The sequence below is a fragment of the Bacillus jepli genome (assembly GCF_047238305.1).
GTDB lineage: Bacteria > Bacillota > Bacilli > Bacillales > Bacillaceae_L > Ferdinandcohnia.
The window spans coordinates 651337-667362 of the sequence record NZ_JBDFMO010000001.1; the positions used below are offsets into that span (position 1 = coordinate 651337).

The following is a 16026-nucleotide window of genomic DNA, read 5'->3' on the forward strand; positions in this document are numbered from 1 at the left end:
CCATTTAATGATTAATAGAAAAAAAGCCTCCCACAAGTTTTATCAACTTATGAGAAGCCAATATGACTTTATAAAATTATCTACCTTTTTCCTTTATCATAAATTTCACCTAATGCTCTCGGAGCACGATTCGATTTAGAGAAAAAGATTAGTAATAATAACGTTAATACATACGGTAAAATCATGAATAAATCCGTGAAACTACTTGGTAATGCCATTGACTGAGCAATAAACGAGCCTCCAGATTTTGCAAAACCAAATAATAGACAAGCCGCTAAAGTAGGGAGAATCCGCCAGTTCCCAAAAATTAATGCAGCGATGGCTAAGAACCCATATCCCATATAAATATTTGAAGAAAAATTAGCTGAAATGGAATAGGCAAAACACATGCCGCCTAGGCCTGATAATAGACCGGATATAAGCACAGCAGAAAATCGAACTTTCGCAACATCTACACCAGCTGCATCTACTGAATGAGGATTTTCCCCGCTTGCTCTTAGACGCATACCGAATTTTGTCTTATATAAAAGATACCAAGCAAAAATGGCAATCACGATAATAATCACTTCAAACGGATATACATTCGTAAAGACCGCACCAATTACTGGTATATTGGCTAAACCTTCAATCGTAAAACGCTCTGATACACCTAAACGGAACTTGTCCGAGGCCGAGCCAAATACGATTGCATTTATTTGAGTCGTTAAGAAAGTCGTTAATGCTAACGCCAAAATATTAATTACAACACCACTGATTACTTGATCAGCCTTAAACTTAATACTTAGGACCGCATGAATAATAGAAAAAGCCATTCCACCAATCATTGAAAATAGTAACGCCACGTAAAATAGATTTTGAATATCTGTACCAGAAGCATTAGCGATTAAAACAGCTGATAGCGCCCCGATGAACGCACCGAACCCTTGAAAACCTTCAAGTGCTAGATTCGTAATACCACTCTTTTCACTATATATACCGCCTATTGCGATGATAAAAAGAGGCAGAGCAAAGGATAATCCATCAATAATTATTGTATCCATTATGATTCAATCTCCTTTCGTTCCACTTCTTTTTCCTTCAAACGGCTGACTTTATATTTCATGTAAGCACCACATGCACTAAACAATAGGATTAACCCGATGATAACAGAAGAAATTTCTTGTCTGATACCCGCTTGTGAGCTCATATACGTGCTTCCCTGATCAATGATAGATACTAAAAATGAAGAAAAGATAATACCAATTGGATGAGAGTTTCCTAAAAGTGATACAGCAATGGAATCAAAACCGATACTTGATAATACTTTTGGTTGGATGGAAGCAAAATAACCTAAATAATAGGTGACACCTGCAAGACCAGCCAATCCTCCTGAAATCGTCATGGCTAAGACTGTATTTCGTCCGACATTAATGCCTGCATATTTTGCCGCATTGCGGTTAGACCCTACAGCTTTAATTTCAAAACCTACTACTGTCTTATCTAAGAAAAACTTTATTAAAATAGCGATAATAATGGCCAACAGAAAGCCTAATGGAATATCCATTTTTAAGTTAGCTATATCAACATTAACTAAAGTCAGTCTTGCTTCATCTGATATATATTTTGATTGTCTTGAAATAGGATCGACATAATACATTTGAATAAAAAAGCTTATGACATATTGCGCAATATAATTTAGCATAATCGTAGATACGACTTCATTTATATTAAACCTATATTTTAGCCATCCTACTAATCCTCCCATTAATCCGCCAGCGACAATTCCGATTACTAACACAAGCGGCTTTGCAAGGATGGCATCTAAACCACTGTAACCGACGATAATCGTCGCTAAAAAACCAGAGACGAGCATTTGACCAGAAACCCCAATATTAAATAGCCCCGCTCTAAACGCAACTGCAACCGCTAAGCTGGCAAACACAAGCGGCGTCATCGCATTTAGCAAACTTAAAAAATCAGTTAACATGCTCTTATATCCTGCATAGGAAGGCTTTGGCATGATCCCTGCTCCTTGAAGTAAGTTGTAAAATGCCTGTAACGGATTTTTACCAATTAACAGGATAACAATAGCCGCCGCAATAAAGCTTATTAGTATGGAGACTAACGGAATTGAGATAGGTTGCCATTTCTCATTACTTATAAGTCGTAAAAGACGATAACTTAAGTTATTTTTCTTTTTATCTTTACTCATGCTTTGCCCCCATCATATATTCGCCGACTTCATTCGTCGTTAATGATTCACTACTAGCAACCTTTTGAAGTTGGCCATTATATATAACTCCTATGGTATCCGCTACATTCATAATTTCATCTAACTCTAATGAAACAAGTAAAATCGCTTTTCCTTGATCCCGTTGTTGAATGATCATTTTATGGATGTTCTCAATCGCTCCAATATCTACTCCTCGAGTTGGCTGAACGAAAATCATGAGTGGCGATTGTAATTCGATTTCGCGAGCAATAATGGCTTTTTGCTGATTACCACCACTCATCGAACGAACTTGTGTCTTATTACCTTGGCCACTTCGAATATCAAATTTATCAATCAACTGACTACCAAATTGCTCAAATTCCTCCGTTTTCAAGATTCCTTTACTAGCAAATGGCTCCCTATAGTACTGCTTTAAGGCTAGATTCGTTGATAAATCAAAATCCAATACGAGTCCAAAGTTTTGTCTATCTTCAGGTATATAAGAGATTCCAGCTTCTGTTCTGTTTCTTATACTTTCGTTAGTAATGTCCTTACCATCAAGGAATATTTTCCCGCTGCTAACCTTTGTTAATCCAGCGATAGCGTCCGCGATTTCAACCTGTCCATTATCTGCAACTCCGGCAATAGCAAAGATTTCGCCACCGTGTATGGTAAAGGAAACATCTTTCACGACTTCAAATCCATCTTCATTTTTAATGGTTAGATGCTCGACCTTTAATACTTCTTCTTTAAACTGAGCAGGTGCTTTTTCAGATTCAAAGCTTACCTCTCTACCGACCATTAATTGAGCCATAAGATTAACCGATGTTGTCTTTACATCCAACACATCAATTAATTTACCTTTGTTCAATACCGCACATCGATCGGCCACTTTTTTAATTTCATCTAATTTATGTGTGATTAAGATAATGGTTTTTCCAGCATTTCGAAGACCTTCGATAATACCTAGTAGGAATTCAATTTCTTGTGGCGTTAGGACTGCAGTTGGTTCATCAAAAATAAGGATTTCTGCTTCACGATAAAGCACCTTTAAAATTTCCACCCGTTGCTGCATTGAGACAGTAAGATCGGCAATCTTTTTCGTCGGATCCACTTCTAAGCCAAAGTTTTTAGACAGTTCTTCAATTTTACGATTCGCATTTCGAAGATCTACGTACGGAAAGAGCCCTGCAAATTTTTTAATTGGCTCAACCCCTAAGATAATATTCTCGGTAATTGTATAATCAGAGACCAACTTAAAATGTTGATGGACCATTCCGATGTTAAGCTTTGCGGCATGATTAGGTGAGCTAATTTTCACTTTTTCTCCACGAATAAAAATTTCTCCTTCGTCGGGTTCGTACATACCACCTAAAATACTCATCAATGTTGATTTACCTGCACCATTTTCTCCAAGTAAAGCAAAAATTTCACCTTTTTTAATACCAATGGATACATCATCATTCGCTACTATTCCAGGAAATCGTTTGGTTATATGTTTCATTTCTACAATATAATCAGACATCATTCTTCTCCTTTATCACAATAATAGGAAATAAAAGAAGTTCATCATTCCTCTAAAATGAGGAAATGATAAACTTCTCATGATTCACTTCGTTATTGTGCTCTTTTTAATCTTATAGCCCTGGAAACTCTTCTGGAGTATGATCATTAAAGTTAGATGCAGGTACGATTGTACCTTCTTTCACTAATTCGTAAGCTTCATTCATTTTGCTTAGTGTATCCTCTGATAATTGGTGACGACCTTCTTCTTTAATAAAACCAGTTGAATCTGTATCTGCATAAAGAACGACATTACCACCTTTAAAAGTTCCATCTTCAACAGTATTTAAGGTTTTTTCGATATTCATCGCCATGAATTTAACAGCAGATGTTAATACGATATTTTCAGAACCATTTACACCATCATCAAATTGGTCAACGTCTACACCAATTACTTTTACGTCGCCTTCAGCTTCCTTAACTGCTGTGAATACACCATTACCAGTACCACCTGCAGCAACAAAGATGATATCTACACCTTGTTTAATTAACGCATTTCCGATCACTTTACCAGTAGCTTCATCTGCAAAAGATCCTGCATAGTTACCACCAACATCAGCACCTGTTACATCAGTTCCTGCATAACCTGATAATTCAACCATTTCAACATTTTTTCCATACACCTTATTCACATAATTTACACCTGATTCAAAGCCAAATTGATAATTTACATTTGACGGATAAGCTATTCCATTTACAACCGCTACTTTATTTGATTTTGTTTCAAGTGCTGCAGCCATTCCTGCAAAGAAACCACTTTCTTGTTCAGCAAAGTTCATTGCATAGATATTATCGAAATCTGTTTGGTCACCTACAGGTGCAGGCTCAGAGTCATTTAAAATAAAAATTTTATCCGGGTTTTCTACAGCAATACTTGAAACACCAGCAAATTGAAATCCAGGTGTTACAATCACATCATAATCTGCCACAATATCAGCAACAGCTTGTACAGCCGCAGCTGGGTCACCAGTTTCTTCTTTAACAGCCTTAACTGTTGCTGTTGGATGTTTCTCAATAAAGCTTAAAATTCCATTATAGTTATCTTCATTAAAACTACCATCATCCACGCCTGAAGGGCTTGTTACAATAGCAATTTTTAATCCTTCTTCACCGTTTTCAGACTTAGCCTCATTTTCATTAGCTGAGTCACTTCCGCATGCTGCCATAACCGCAGTCATTAAAGCAATAAATAATATCATTACGATTTTCTTTGTGTTTTTCATCGAAATGATCCTCCTCTGTAAGTCATGTTGTATTATTTCTGTAAAAATTAAAAAGCACCGAGTTATACCGGTGCTTGACTTGTAGGAAGGTAGAGAACGGAAATAAAGCATACGTTTATCTCCATTTTTATATACGCAACCTCGTAGTCAAGCTATTTATGGTAGCTTGGTAGAAACTTTCGGGCCATATCCCCAATATTATACGAGAATAATATTTAATTTTTACTCACTCATAGTAACATCATAAATTCTACCTGTCAACGAAAAACGGATGTTTTTTCTAAAATATTAATTAACGTTCGGAATTGAGAGGGTTTTCAAATAAAAACAACCATAATATTTTGGAAAATACAGGTGAGTTCTTAAGTAACACTAGTTTTCGCCAAATGAACGAATGGCGTATTGCAATCAGGTTAAAATGTTTCAATCCTGTTTTAAATATTAAAAAAGACCGCGTATTGTTTATTTTTCATAAGATTAACTTTATAATGCACACTAGGTAATTTTTTTAGGAGAAATTATACTTCTAGCTTAAGGAAGGAGATCGATTATGAAAAAAATGATATTTACATTAGTAACCGGTCTAATGGCCGTTGTTTTAGCAGCGTGCGGAGGAAATGATGAAAGTAAAGAAAATAATGCAAAAACAGCGGAAACCGTTCAGCTGGAGCAACAGCAAAAGCAAATGGAAGAAATGCAAAAGAAATTAGAAGCACAGCAAATAGATGAAAAGAAAACTGTTGTCATCGTGAATGATCAAAAAATTTCAGGAAGCGACTATAATAGCGCTTTAGCATCTGTTCAAGGATTCATGCAGCAAATGGGACAAGATCCAACTTCTAAAGAGGCTGCAGAGCAAGCCAAAAACCAAACGATTGACAGCTTAATCGGACAAACTCTTCTTCTTCAAGATGCAGATAAAAAAAACTATAACGTTTCTGATGCAGAAATTAATAAGAAGCTAGACGAAATAAAAAAACAGTTTAAAACAGAGGAAGAATTCGAGACTGCTCTTAAAAAGTCCGGCATGGATATGAAAACATTTGAAACTCAAATAGCTGACGATATTAAGCTTCAACAGTACGTAGAAAAAGAAGTACCGGTTGGTGAAATAACCGATGAAGAAATTCAAAAAATGTATAATCAATTTGCAGAACAAGGAAAGAGTACTGGACAAGAAATTCCAAAACTCGAAGAAGTAAAACCGCAAATCGAACAATCTCTTCAACAACAAAAACAGCAGGAAAAACTTGCACAACAGGTTGAAGAGTTAAAGAAAACCGCAAAGATTGATATTAAAATTTAAGATATTACACACAAAAACAAACAGTTCAAGGAATAATAAAAGAAGATGACTCTCTACAAAATGTAGCATTCATCTTCTTTTTTATTGCTTTAAAAACGCATTTTAAATACTTTATTGGTAAGTGGATATAGAAATTTAACCCCTTTTTTCGTTAGCATATCTCCTATAAGATGCGAAAGATAAGCTATAGTGGAAATAAGAGCCAAACTGTCCACCCCAGTGCTAACTTGTAACAGATAGGACATATACCACCAATAAGCCAATGCCCAAATCGTATGCGTTAGACCTCGGTGTGGAAACCAACCTGCGCCCCCTATGTATAAGGCAAACATAACCAACCACCACAACTCATTCGTAAATGCATAGTATAAAAGGAATAAACTTAAGATGCTCATCAGAATATTTTTCAACGTTTCCTGGCTCTTCAGGGAAAGACCTATAATGACTGCTCCCCATCCGAAAAGAAGAAGTTTATTTTGCTCTGTAAACCATTTTTCATCTAAAAAAGACAAGTCATTTACATTTAAAAAGTATGCAACCAATGCTAGGATCATTAATGCTATACCGACAAATGCCCCGACTTTTTTAATTAGTTTAGCCGTCTTCGTTACACGCTTATTTAATAGATTGTTTCCGTCTAAATCAGGAGCAAGCGAAGCCAATCCTGATGCAACTAAAATGACAGGCATCGTTTCAAGTGATTGGCTAACAGACGCCAACGCTCCTATACCTAATCCAATTGTTAAATGAGTTCGACCTTTCATGCTGCCACCTCTTTGTTGTTGTCTATTTTTCTATCAGAAGTTATCCAAAAATCAAATTATAACACAAAAAACTTGCCCTACTTTTAAAAGGAGCTATTTGCCGAAGATGACATTGAGGATCAAAAAGGAGAATTGATGGTTGTTGAGTTTGGTGGCACCTCATTTGGACAAACGGAAGAGTTAATAAACAAAACGATTGAGCTGAAATCCGGAGATATATTGAAGCCAAATGATGTCTTTTAGACCAGAGCTATACCTGATATGGATTCTTATTATGATCTGTGATATTAGGGACCGTCACAAAGTATTTATCCTTACATAAGATGACTTATAAGTAGAACAGAATGGGAGGAAAAAATGTGCCTTCAGTTATCAATTTAGGAATATTCAATGTCAATTCTCCCCAACCAAGCTCAGTCGTGCAAGTTGGTGAATTAGTCGTTAATGGTATGGATGCCAACAGAAAACAAAATCTAAACCTTGCTGGTATGTATGGTATTGGCAATGCCAACATAGGAAATCTTAATAGTATTGCAGATAGCTTTGAAGGAATGGACGGAGTAATCTTTGATCAGGACATTAAGCCTAATTTTGGAGGAAATGTCTAAGCTGTTTAAAATATAGATTTATTGATAAAATCTAAAAAACAACAAACCCTTTTATTAACCAAGGGTTTGTTGTTTTTTAGTATGGTTATGAGGGTTTTGATTTTTCTCTTGTTCTTGTTGTTTTTTTGATGTCGGACTTTGCTCGTATTTTGATAGTGATGCTTTCATATGAGCAAGGTTATTTTTATCACCATGAATATTACCAAGTCCCTGGTTATGCTGTTTACTATTTTGAAAGTCTTCAATAAAATTGTTTCCGATGCTAAAGCACGAAGCACTTTCAATTACGCCAATTTTAATCGTGCCAATCTTGAAGGTTGGGGATAAAATAGCTGATTCCATAAATCTATTCCTCCTCCCATTCTAGAGTATCTTTAACCCATTCGTTGTTAATCAATGTATTTTCCTTTCCGGATAAGTCTCCAACGATTTCAGTAATCACTTTACTTGAACGAAAATTTTTATGTGTATTTGTTTCTCCAAGAAAAAAACCTGAAGAATCACCAAGACTTGTTACTTTAATGTCCCCCAGCTTTATTTTAAGCATGTTATCCGTTTCTCCTTTTACTTGATACTTATTACACAGCAGCCATTTGTATCGTATAGTGGCTATTGCCCACTTTTCTTATGTAAGGTATTCAAATTTCCAGTGGAATGTCACTCTCTTTTTTTCGGACCATATTAACATTGTAATTCCTTAAACATACAGTACAATAAACGAATTAGAAAATTGTTCAAACGTGGTGAACCTTATATGATAAACTCCAAACATATTAACTTTACCGGAGATATACATGTACAAACGATGCAAAGGCAGTCAGGTATATTTATTGGAGAGCGGAACTCAGCGATCGGCTGGAGTGCCCACGGAAAAGAGAATCGGGTAATTGGAAGTATTAGTGGTCAGTCTAATCTGCTCCTTCACAATACGTTAATTTTAAATGATCCTGATATTGTAGATACCCCCATTGATGACCGTGACATAAATTTGCACGTTGAACAGCCAAATGACAATCATACAACGAATCTTACCCTTGAAAGTGTAAACGTTAATGCAATGACGAATAATAACTCCTTGAGTATTGGAAAGGGACATATAAATGGAATAGATGGTAATAACAAAAATAATTATTCGATAGGTAATCTATATGGGCATGAAAATCAGATTAGACATAATGTCAATTACGTAGATGACCAAGATGGAGTGGATGGGATTATCGATGACCAAGACATTAAAATTACAAATATTGAAAAGTGATGAATCTATGTGTAGATCATTGAAGTTTGCAAATCATTTATCTAAGGATCGTTTCGGAAGCGATACCCTTTAGAGGTTTTCACAATCTCTTCCTTGGGGGCGGAGGTTTCTGATAAAGATTCTTTTTTTAACAAATTACTATTCACTTTTAGATCAAGTGATTCAGACAAATCGCCCTTACTCATAATATTGTTTCCAATCATCAACTTTCCGCTTAACTCGTCAATATCAAGATTATCTAACTGAAAGGTAAGGTTCTCTAAATGATCAATTTGAACATGCTCAATCTGAATTGATTTTGCTTCACTTTCCTTTTCTTTCTGTTCTAATAACTCAATAATTCGATCTAATTTTGTTAATAACAGAGGGTTTATTTGTTTTTGTTTTTGTTTTTTTATAAAAGAAAAGTATTTAAACATATTCCCCCCCCTATATGTAAATGGATTTGACCATAATGACATCTATACTTGCCTTAAGCAATGTTATTATATTTATACAAACTTTATGCGTAGACATTTGCAGTTAGTATATAAATCCAAGGAGATTCGTAAAGTTCCGATTATCTTTCAGAATTAGAAAAAAAGGCCTCTCACCAATTCAGTGAATTGATGGAAGGCCTTCTTGATTAAGAGCGATTTTACTGAGGGAGATATTAGGTGAATTTTTCATGACAATCTATAAATTAATCATTCCACATTACACTGGCATCAGTTGAACAGTGTCAGGGCCACCGCTCGTATGATTATTCTTCTTCTCGTAACAGAATGGCTTCCTTCGCCATAATTGCAAGTTCAATTGTTTCAAGGGTTTTACAATAATTATTTAAAACATCTTCATTCAAACTGACTTCTGTATGAAGATAATCCAGAACATGCCAATCCCCAAACCAATCTTCGCTCTTCGCTTCTTCATGGGGGGTATTTGGCCAGGCGTATTTTAAAGGCGGACTGTACAACCGCTTTGCGCCCTTTCTCAACAAGCAATTCTTGACCCGTCGTTTATAAAGGGAACGGGGAAAAGATTCATTAATATCATTAAACAAATCAGGCCAATAATCTTTCCGTGAGCCCGTGTGAGGACATTTATGTACCCATTTCAAGACCCCCGCCAAAATCTCTTCGTGCTGAAAAAGCTGGGAATACAAATCTTTCCCGATTAAAATTCTTTCGTGGAGTGAAGTGAAATGCCGTGAGGTGGCGCCAACAAGTGAAGGTTTCTCCATTATTTCCCCCGCATAGTAGGGAAAAAGAATGTTATTCAATCGCAAAAAATCATACATTTTGAAGCTGACCGTACCGGTTACGGTTTTTTTGAAATGATTATTTTGAATTAATCTTTTTTCCAAATAGCTTTGTTCATTTATCACCATGGCAATCGCCAACGTATAGCTATCCCCGCTGCGCCAAAAATAACGCCACATCGTCTCCATGAATGTGGAAGTGTGTAAAAAAGGTAAAAGATGGAACATCTCTTGGCTACGCCTCACACTCAGGTCATAAACCCCAAATTGAGGATACACATCTTGAAAAATCAACCAACTGCCACGTTCCAAAAAGGAAAAAATGGCTTTCTGATCCCTTTCAGGAAGAAGTTTTGTAAGCAATTCTCCTTTTAAATCCGTCATGTTCCAACCGACGTTTCGCGATACCATATGGCCAAGAAGGGCCCAATGTATTTCAGGATACTGAAGGTAAAACTGATAATAAGCCTGCGTCCGTGTTACGTTGTTTTGGTTAAATTGTCTCGTCTTTTCTCTTATAAGGTGTATACATTTTTTATCATACTCTGATAAACGGGGTAGAGGGAAGGAAGATTTTTTTTTCATTTTTTTTTTCAATTCTTTTTTTACATCTGATAAAGAGTCCGGCAAAATGGCATCATCCTTTTCAAAGTTCATTTTGACTGTTTCAGTCCTCCCCATCAAAAGATGCATATTCAAGTTGCTCAAGTAATATGAATACAATACAAAGATGAATTTTTTGGAGAGGATATGTAATATGAGGCATCGGGTATATAAGGAAATTAACAGAATCGCCAATCAGTTCGTCCAGGACCAATCAGAGGACGGTGCCTGGCGTTATCCTTTCGAGACCGGAATCGCAACAGACTGCAGTATGATTATCTTATTACGGACATTGGAGATAAATGATGAAGAGTTCATAAAAGAATTGGTGAAACGTATCGCCGGAAAACAGCAGGAAGATGGATCTTGGAAGCTGTTTCATGATGAGGAAAAAGGGAATCTGACATCCACCGTGGAAGCTTATTATTCTCTTCTTTATTCTGGTTACCGGGATCTAAAAGACCCAGAAATCCAAGCAGCACGAAGGTTTATTTTGGCCAACGGAGGGGCCACAGAGGTCCATATGTTTTTGAAAATCATGTTGGCCCTAACAGGACAATGTGAGTGGCCCCACTTCCCCATTAATATTGAAGTGATGCTTTTACCAGACTCCTTTCCAATCAATCTTTTTGATCTCTCCGTGTATGGAAGAGCCAACATCATCCCTTTTTTAATCCTCGCCAATACAAATTTTCGTAGGAAAACGCCAAGATCACCCGATCTGTCCGATTTGTTTCAAAAAAGAGATGTTCGTTTTTTTACAGAGGATCAAGAAGAAGAGGTCCGCTCGGTGTTCAAATTAATTAAACAGGGAATTCAGGCTCTGCAATACCATGGAAACCTTCGAGAATTGACATTATATCGCGCCGAAAGATATATGCTGGACCGAATCGAACCGGACGGCACCTTTTGTAATTATTTCAGCTCCACTTTTCTAATGATTTTTGCCTTACTGGCGAGAGGGTATTCAAATACACATCCGGTCATTACTCGTGCCGTGCAAGGTTTAAAAGCGATGACCTGCGGGATTGACGGAGAACTTCACTGCCAGTACACGACGGCTACGGTCTGGAATACGACTTTAATTAATTATGCTTTACAAGAATCCGGAGTTCCCTATTCATCCAACACTGTTCAAAAAGCAAATCATTACATTCTCTCCCGTCAGCATCTCAAATACGGAGATTGGGTCATTCATGAGCCGAACCTGTTACCGGGAGGTTGGGGGTTTGCAGACATGAACACGATCCATCCAGATATTGACGTCACAACAGCAGCACTGAGGGCGATACGTACTTTGGCCATAGAGCAAGTGGATTGCCGGCAAGCATGGGATCGTGGAGTAAACTGGCTCATTTCTATGCAAAACAATGACGGCGGTTGGGCGGCATTCGAAAAGAATGTGAACAAAAAAGTATTGAACTTGTTACCGATAGAAGGCGGAAAAGATTTATTGATTGATCCGTCGACAGTTGATTTAACGGGAAGGACTTTAGAGTTCTTCGGAAACTTTACCCATTTGGATCATCACCATCCCATGGTGAAAAGAGGGATTCGTTGGCTGTTGCGGCATCAAAATTCCGATGGTTCCTGGGTGGGGCGATGGGGCGCGTATATTTATGGCACATGGGCGGCTGTAACGGGATTGGTAGCAGTTGGAGTTTCTACGAATCATCCAGCTATTCAAAAGGCTCTAACTTGGTTGCGGAAAATTCAAAATTCCGACGGGGGATGGGGAGAATCCTGTAAAAGTGATATCCAAAATTTTTATGTGCCATTGGGCGAAAGTACCCGCACTCATACCGCTTGGGCCCTTGACACACTCATCTCTGCCGCAACTGGAGTTACACCTGAAATTGAAAACGGTGCAGCTTTTTTAGTGGATAAAAAAGAAAAAGAATGGACGACGACTTACCCAAAAGGAAGGGGAATGGCAGGGGCCTTTTATCTCAATTATCATTGTTATGAATATATTTTTCCTTTGCTCTCCCTGGCCCATTATCAAAAATTAGCTGGTGGGCAGCTCCTAACGGGGTTGTCACACGAAAATTTTAATTAAGGATTTGTCTATTCATAAAATCAATTGAGTGACCTTTGGCATACTTTTATATCCTGTCCCATAAAATGAACAAACCACATCGGACGGCAGACCTTGGAGAAAAACGAAATCTTACCAACTAAAAGGAGGCAGACAAAAGATGCTAGGGGCTCTCCACCAATTTTTAGATCTTAAAACATTAATTTGGTTGTTTCCTATCATATTTATTTTCCACGACTTAGAAGAGATCATAACCATTGAATCTTCCATGGCTGCTAACAAAAACAACTATCCCAAAACTAACTTTGTTGAACGAACATTAAGAATGAGGGAGAAACTAGGTTCGACCGCTGCCCAGCTTGCTGTTTCGGCTGCATGGATTTTACTGATTATCTCATTCACTACAGTGATGACCGCTCATTTTTCATCTAACGGTGGGAGCTTTCTTTTATTTACAGCCATTCTTAATTTATTTGTTTTGCAGGCATTAATGCATATTGTTCAAACCATCATGTTCAGGGGCTACACGCCTGGCATCATAACGTCACTGTTCCTCCTTATCCCTTACTGCCTCGTTACATATTATTTTTTAGTCAAAGATGGACAGATGGACTGGCATTTACTATTTACCAGTCTTCCGGTTAGTCTCATCCTGATTCTGGTTTTCCTAGTTGGCAATCTTTTAGGCCGTTATTTTATTCGATAACTGGCCCCAGACTCTTTTATAAAGTCACTTGACCTTTTCATAATGCTTGTGGAAGAGCTGGAGTAGGGATTAAAGAAATACAATAGTGGCTTGGACATACAGATATTAATACGTCGATGAATATCTATGCTCATATGACCGCCAATATGGAAGAAAAGGCCTCCCATCAGTTTAGTACACTGATGAAAGACCTTCTCTAAATAAAATGGTTTCAGTGAAAAAATTGAGCATTTATCTTTATTCCACTTAAAAACTCCTATATATCAAGGCTGTATGATGTTTATTACATCATGCCGCCCATAAAACGAGAGTCTGTAATATTGTTAACGTTGAGTGCAACACGTACGGTAAATCAACGTTTTGGATATTGTTAGGTGTAACATCTTTAACGAGGATTTATCGCCTTTTATGGGATTGCGTTAGCAAAATATTAACAACTTCATAGAGTAATTTAAAACAATTATTTACAAGATGATGGTTTAGATGTCTACGTCAGTGAAAACATCTCGAACAGCTTTTTTTCCTTTGTTAGCGGGAATAATCCTAATACTCTTCATCCCATTATTCCGTTTGTTCATTTTTCTCTACAGAAGTTATTTTTCAACTGTCCAAACCCATGTGTTTTTCATCTTGTTGAACCTTCTCTTTTTGATATAACCCACCTTGTCACAATTTTCAATCCTGTGTTCCTCAACCAATTTAGGAGAAATATACACATAGCTTTTACTTCTTAGAATTATCGTGTTTTACCACAATTTCCTGAGACGCAGTAACTGAGTTTCCGGCACTATCGGTTGCTCTATAAGTAATAGTATAAACACGGTCTCCACTGCCACTTCTTTCAGCACGTACTAAGAAGTTTAGATCGGATGTCCCGAATTCAGCGCCTTGTATATCTTGAGTTGTATTTCCAGAACCTTTAGCGTGATCCGGTTGATTACTTACAATCGATACCAATTCATATGAATCAACTCCAGATAAATTGTCGACTGCCTTGACCGAAGCATTTATTGGAACCAACTTGTGGTTTTTATTTGTGATAACAGATTGATCAAAAGAAACGGTTAATGTTGGTGCTGTTTTATCGATTTTTACCTCAATGGATTTAGTTTCTTCAACATTACCTGCGTTATCAACGCTCTTATACTCAACTGTGTTTACGCCTTCGTTTTGTAATTCGAACGCATTGGTATACTGGCTCCAATCACCATCATTTATTTTATATAATGTTTTAGCAACTCCCGATTTATCATCAGTAGCATTTAATGAAACTTTGACATCACTTGAGTACCATTCATTAGCCTTTGGTAAAGAAGATTTTAGTTCCATTTTTGTTACAGGGCTAATTTGATCGGATGGGACTATTTTAATAGAATAATCGCTTAAATCGCGGTCCTCATAAGTGGATGTATAGCTTAAATCGCGGTATATATAAGTTAATTTTTCGTTATAATAAGCAATGGAATTATTTTGATTATCCCATACATAGATTTTTTCTAGTTTATATTCACCTTCAGCATCATTCTTATTGACGGGGAAAGTCCCTTCATATTTTCCAGTTTTAGAGTTATAGTAGAGGCCCATAGATCTAGTACCCCCGTTCGGAAAACGATAGCTCACGTCTACAGATTTAACCCCTGATAAATCGTCTGTTATATCTGCCGACATCTTAACATGATTACCAACGAAAGCCTCTTTAGCTGAAACTGTAAAACTATTTACTGTTGGCGGTGTAACGTCTGAATTGGTTCCATATACATGGATATCATAGTCGCTTAAATCGCGGCTTTCAGAATTATAATCACTGAAGGGGGATGTTTGGTTTATATATTCATAGTCATTCCTTTGATTATCCCATACAGAGATGGTACTTATTTTCCATTTACCTTCAGCATCATACTGACCGACGTTGAAATTCCCTTCATATTTTCCAGTTGCAGAGTTATAATAGAGGCTAACAAGTTTACCACCCGTGTCTTTCGGATTATCATAAAACACCCTTACAGATTTAACCCCCGATAAATCATCTGTCACATCTGCCGATATCTTAACTTGGTCATCAACCGTGGCCTCTTTAGCTGAAACTGCAAAACTATTTAATGTCGGTGGTGTACGATCCCCTTGCGCAAAGACTGTTGATGTTGGAGATACTAATGATACTACCATCAATAAAACCATTGCTTGTGCAAAAAAACGTTTCTTCAAAACTATCATGATCAAACCATCTCTCCTCTATATTACGATTTCATTATCTAATCAAATAACACATCTACACCTTTTTACTTTGGTATTATATTATATAAGAATAGTAGAATGTATAAATCAACGGAAAATGGTAGATTAGACTTAGATTTGGGACGTGGGATAAGTCCGTTGACCCGCCATATACTTCTAAAATTAAATCTTCGATTGCAGTATTGGATAATTTCATCGTTTTAGGTGTCTGTGCATTGAGAACAAAAGGTAGAGAAAAATATATTCGTATCTTAACAAGGGCCCAGAGCCATATAGCTCTGCACCCTTTTT

16 protein-coding genes, 1 pseudogene and 1 riboswitch are annotated in these 16026 nt (G+C 37.0%); of the genes and pseudogenes, 6 read left to right on the forward strand and 11 right to left on the reverse strand.

Annotation, left to right across the window (positions count from 1 at the left end; all coding sequences use genetic code 11):
• Positions 1–80: 80 nt before the first annotated feature.
• From ABC371_RS03185 to ABC371_RS03200, 4 genes are all read right to left on the reverse strand, one after another.
• The gene (locus ABC371_RS03185) at positions 81–1040 is read right to left on the reverse strand and encodes an ABC transporter permease (RefSeq protein ID WP_412895547.1); all 960 of its coding nucleotides are present in this window, start codon (positions 1038–1040) and stop codon (positions 81–83) included.
• A complete protein-coding gene (locus ABC371_RS03190; protein WP_412895548.1) occupies positions 1040–2191 on the reverse strand; it encodes an ABC transporter permease in 1152 nt (383 codons plus the stop codon). The genes ABC371_RS03185 and ABC371_RS03190 overlap by 1 nt, the downstream gene beginning before the upstream one ends.
• Entirely contained in the window at positions 2184–3716 is a 1533-nt protein-coding gene (locus tag ABC371_RS03195) for an ABC transporter ATP-binding protein (RefSeq protein WP_412899262.1), read from the reverse strand. The genes ABC371_RS03190 and ABC371_RS03195 overlap by 8 nt, the downstream gene beginning before the upstream one ends.
• Before the next feature lie 112 nt (positions 3717–3828).
• Positions 3829–4977 carry a BMP family lipoprotein gene (locus ABC371_RS03200; protein WP_412895549.1) on the reverse strand — a complete coding sequence of 383 codons (1149 nt, stop codon included), beginning with the start codon at positions 4975–4977 and terminating at the stop codon, positions 3829–3831.
• Between the two features lie 124 nt (positions 4978–5101).
• A riboswitch (purine riboswitch) is annotated at positions 5102–5203 on the reverse strand.
• A 324-nt stretch (positions 5204–5527) separates the two neighbouring features.
• On the opposite strand from ABC371_RS03200, the gene ABC371_RS03205 reads away from it, so the two are divergent.
• Positions 5528–6283 (forward strand): SurA N-terminal domain-containing protein, encoded by a 756-nt coding sequence (locus tag ABC371_RS03205; RefSeq protein ID WP_412895550.1) that lies wholly within the window; start codon positions 5528–5530, stop codon positions 6281–6283.
• A gap of 89 nt (positions 6284–6372) precedes the next feature.
• On the opposite strand, the gene ABC371_RS03210 is transcribed toward ABC371_RS03205, so the two are convergent.
• A complete protein-coding gene (locus ABC371_RS03210; protein ID WP_412895551.1) occupies positions 6373–7047 on the reverse strand; it encodes a metal-dependent hydrolase in 675 nt (224 codons plus the stop codon).
• Between the two features lie 359 nt (positions 7048–7406).
• Here ABC371_RS03210 and ABC371_RS03215 point away from each other — a divergent pair, with 359 nt between their 5' ends.
• Positions 7407–7655 carry a hypothetical protein gene (locus ABC371_RS03215; RefSeq protein ID WP_309536326.1) on the forward strand — a complete coding sequence of 83 codons (249 nt, stop codon included), beginning with the start codon at positions 7407–7409 and terminating at the stop codon, positions 7653–7655.
• Between the two features lie 54 nt (positions 7656–7709).
• Here the strand turns inward: ABC371_RS03215 and ABC371_RS03220 are convergent, their stop codons facing one another.
• Both ABC371_RS03220 and ABC371_RS03225 read right to left on the reverse strand, forming a co-directional pair.
• Positions 7710–7997 (reverse strand): hypothetical protein, encoded by a 288-nt coding sequence (locus ABC371_RS03220; RefSeq protein WP_412895552.1) that lies wholly within the window; start codon positions 7995–7997, stop codon positions 7710–7712.
• Between the two features lie 4 nt (positions 7998–8001).
• Complete coding sequence (locus ABC371_RS03225) at positions 8002–8202, reverse strand: hypothetical protein (RefSeq protein ID WP_412895553.1); 201 nt, start codon at positions 8200–8202, stop codon at positions 8002–8004.
• Positions 8203–8409: 207 nt separating this feature from the next.
• Between ABC371_RS03225 and ABC371_RS03230 the strand changes: the two genes are divergently transcribed.
• Complete coding sequence (locus tag ABC371_RS03230) at positions 8410–8913, forward strand: hypothetical protein (RefSeq protein WP_412895554.1); 504 nt, start codon at positions 8410–8412, stop codon at positions 8911–8913.
• Between the two features lie 41 nt (positions 8914–8954).
• On the opposite strand, the gene ABC371_RS03235 is transcribed toward ABC371_RS03230, so the two are convergent.
• Positions 8955–9332: a hypothetical protein gene (locus ABC371_RS03235; RefSeq protein ID WP_412895555.1), complete on the reverse strand. Its 378-nt coding sequence runs from the start codon at positions 9330–9332 to the stop codon at positions 8955–8957.
• A 323-nt stretch (positions 9333–9655) separates the two neighbouring features.
• Positions 9656–10810: a DUF2515 family protein gene (locus tag ABC371_RS03240; RefSeq protein ID WP_412895556.1), complete on the reverse strand. Its 1155-nt coding sequence runs from the start codon at positions 10808–10810 to the stop codon at positions 9656–9658.
• A gap of 100 nt (positions 10811–10910) precedes the next feature.
• Between ABC371_RS03240 and shc the strand changes: the two genes are divergently transcribed.
• The 3 genes and pseudogenes from shc to ABC371_RS03255 all read left to right on the forward strand — a co-directional run.
• The gene (gene shc, locus ABC371_RS03245) at positions 10911–12815 is read left to right on the forward strand and encodes a squalene--hopene cyclase (protein ID WP_412895557.1); all 1905 of its coding nucleotides are present in this window, start codon (positions 10911–10913) and stop codon (positions 12813–12815) included.
• A 139-nt stretch (positions 12816–12954) separates the two neighbouring features.
• On the forward strand, positions 12955–13500 hold the full coding sequence (locus ABC371_RS03250) for an HXXEE domain-containing protein (RefSeq protein ID WP_412895558.1): 546 nt from the start codon (positions 12955–12957) through the stop codon (positions 13498–13500).
• A 56-nt stretch (positions 13501–13556) separates the two neighbouring features.
• Positions 13557–13700 (forward strand): annotated as a pseudogene (locus ABC371_RS03255) (site-specific integrase); the annotation flags it as partial.
• Positions 13701–14093: 393 nt separating this feature from the next.
• Here the strand turns inward: ABC371_RS03255 and ABC371_RS03260 are convergent.
• Both ABC371_RS03260 and ABC371_RS03265 read right to left on the reverse strand, forming a co-directional pair.
• Positions 14094–14216 carry a hypothetical protein gene (locus ABC371_RS03260; RefSeq protein ID WP_412895559.1) on the reverse strand — a complete coding sequence of 41 codons (123 nt, stop codon included), beginning with the start codon at positions 14214–14216 and terminating at the stop codon, positions 14094–14096.
• Positions 14217–14223: 7 nt separating this feature from the next.
• Positions 14224–15714 carry an OmpL47-type beta-barrel domain-containing protein gene (locus ABC371_RS03265; protein ID WP_412899263.1) on the reverse strand — a complete coding sequence of 497 codons (1491 nt, stop codon included), beginning with the start codon at positions 15712–15714 and terminating at the stop codon, positions 14224–14226.
• Positions 15715–16026 lie beyond the last annotated feature (312 nt).

Coding starts and splice junctions, on each gene's coding strand:
- ABC371_RS03210 (WP_412895551.1), bottom strand. CDS start 7,047: ATGAAAGGTCGAACTCATTTAACAATTGGATTAGGTATAGGAGCGTTG.
- ABC371_RS03240 (WP_412895556.1), bottom strand. CDS start 10,810: ATGAACTTTGAAAAGGATGATGCCATTTTGCCGGACTCTTTATCAGAT.
- ABC371_RS03195 (WP_412899262.1), bottom strand. CDS start 3,716: ATGTCTGATTATATTGTAGAAATGAAACATATAACCAAACGATTTCCT.
- ABC371_RS03185 (WP_412895547.1), bottom strand. CDS start 1,040: ATGGATACAATAATTATTGATGGATTATCCTTTGCTCTGCCTCTTTTT.
- ABC371_RS03235 (WP_412895555.1), bottom strand. CDS start 9,332: ATGTTTAAATACTTTTCTTTTATAAAAAAACAAAAACAAAAACAAATA.
- ABC371_RS03225 (WP_412895553.1), bottom strand. CDS start 8,202: ATGCTTAAAATAAAGCTGGGGGACATTAAAGTAACAAGTCTTGGTGAT.
- ABC371_RS03250 (WP_412895558.1), top strand. CDS start 12,955: ATGCTAGGGGCTCTCCACCAATTTTTAGATCTTAAAACATTAATTTGG.
- ABC371_RS03220 (WP_412895552.1), bottom strand. CDS start 7,997: ATGGAATCAGCTATTTTATCCCCAACCTTCAAGATTGGCACGATTAAA.
- ABC371_RS03230 (WP_412895554.1), top strand. CDS start 8,410: ATGATAAACTCCAAACATATTAACTTTACCGGAGATATACATGTACAA.
- shc (WP_412895557.1), top strand. CDS start 10,911: ATGAGGCATCGGGTATATAAGGAAATTAACAGAATCGCCAATCAGTTC.
- ABC371_RS03205 (WP_412895550.1), top strand. CDS start 5,528: ATGAAAAAAATGATATTTACATTAGTAACCGGTCTAATGGCCGTTGTT.
- ABC371_RS03190 (WP_412895548.1), bottom strand. CDS start 2,191: ATGAGTAAAGATAAAAAGAAAAATAACTTAAGTTATCGTCTTTTACGA.
- ABC371_RS03265 (WP_412899263.1), bottom strand. CDS start 15,714: ATGATAGTTTTGAAGAAACGTTTTTTTGCACAAGCAATGGTTTTATTG.
- ABC371_RS03200 (WP_412895549.1), bottom strand. CDS start 4,977: ATGAAAAACACAAAGAAAATCGTAATGATATTATTTATTGCTTTAATG.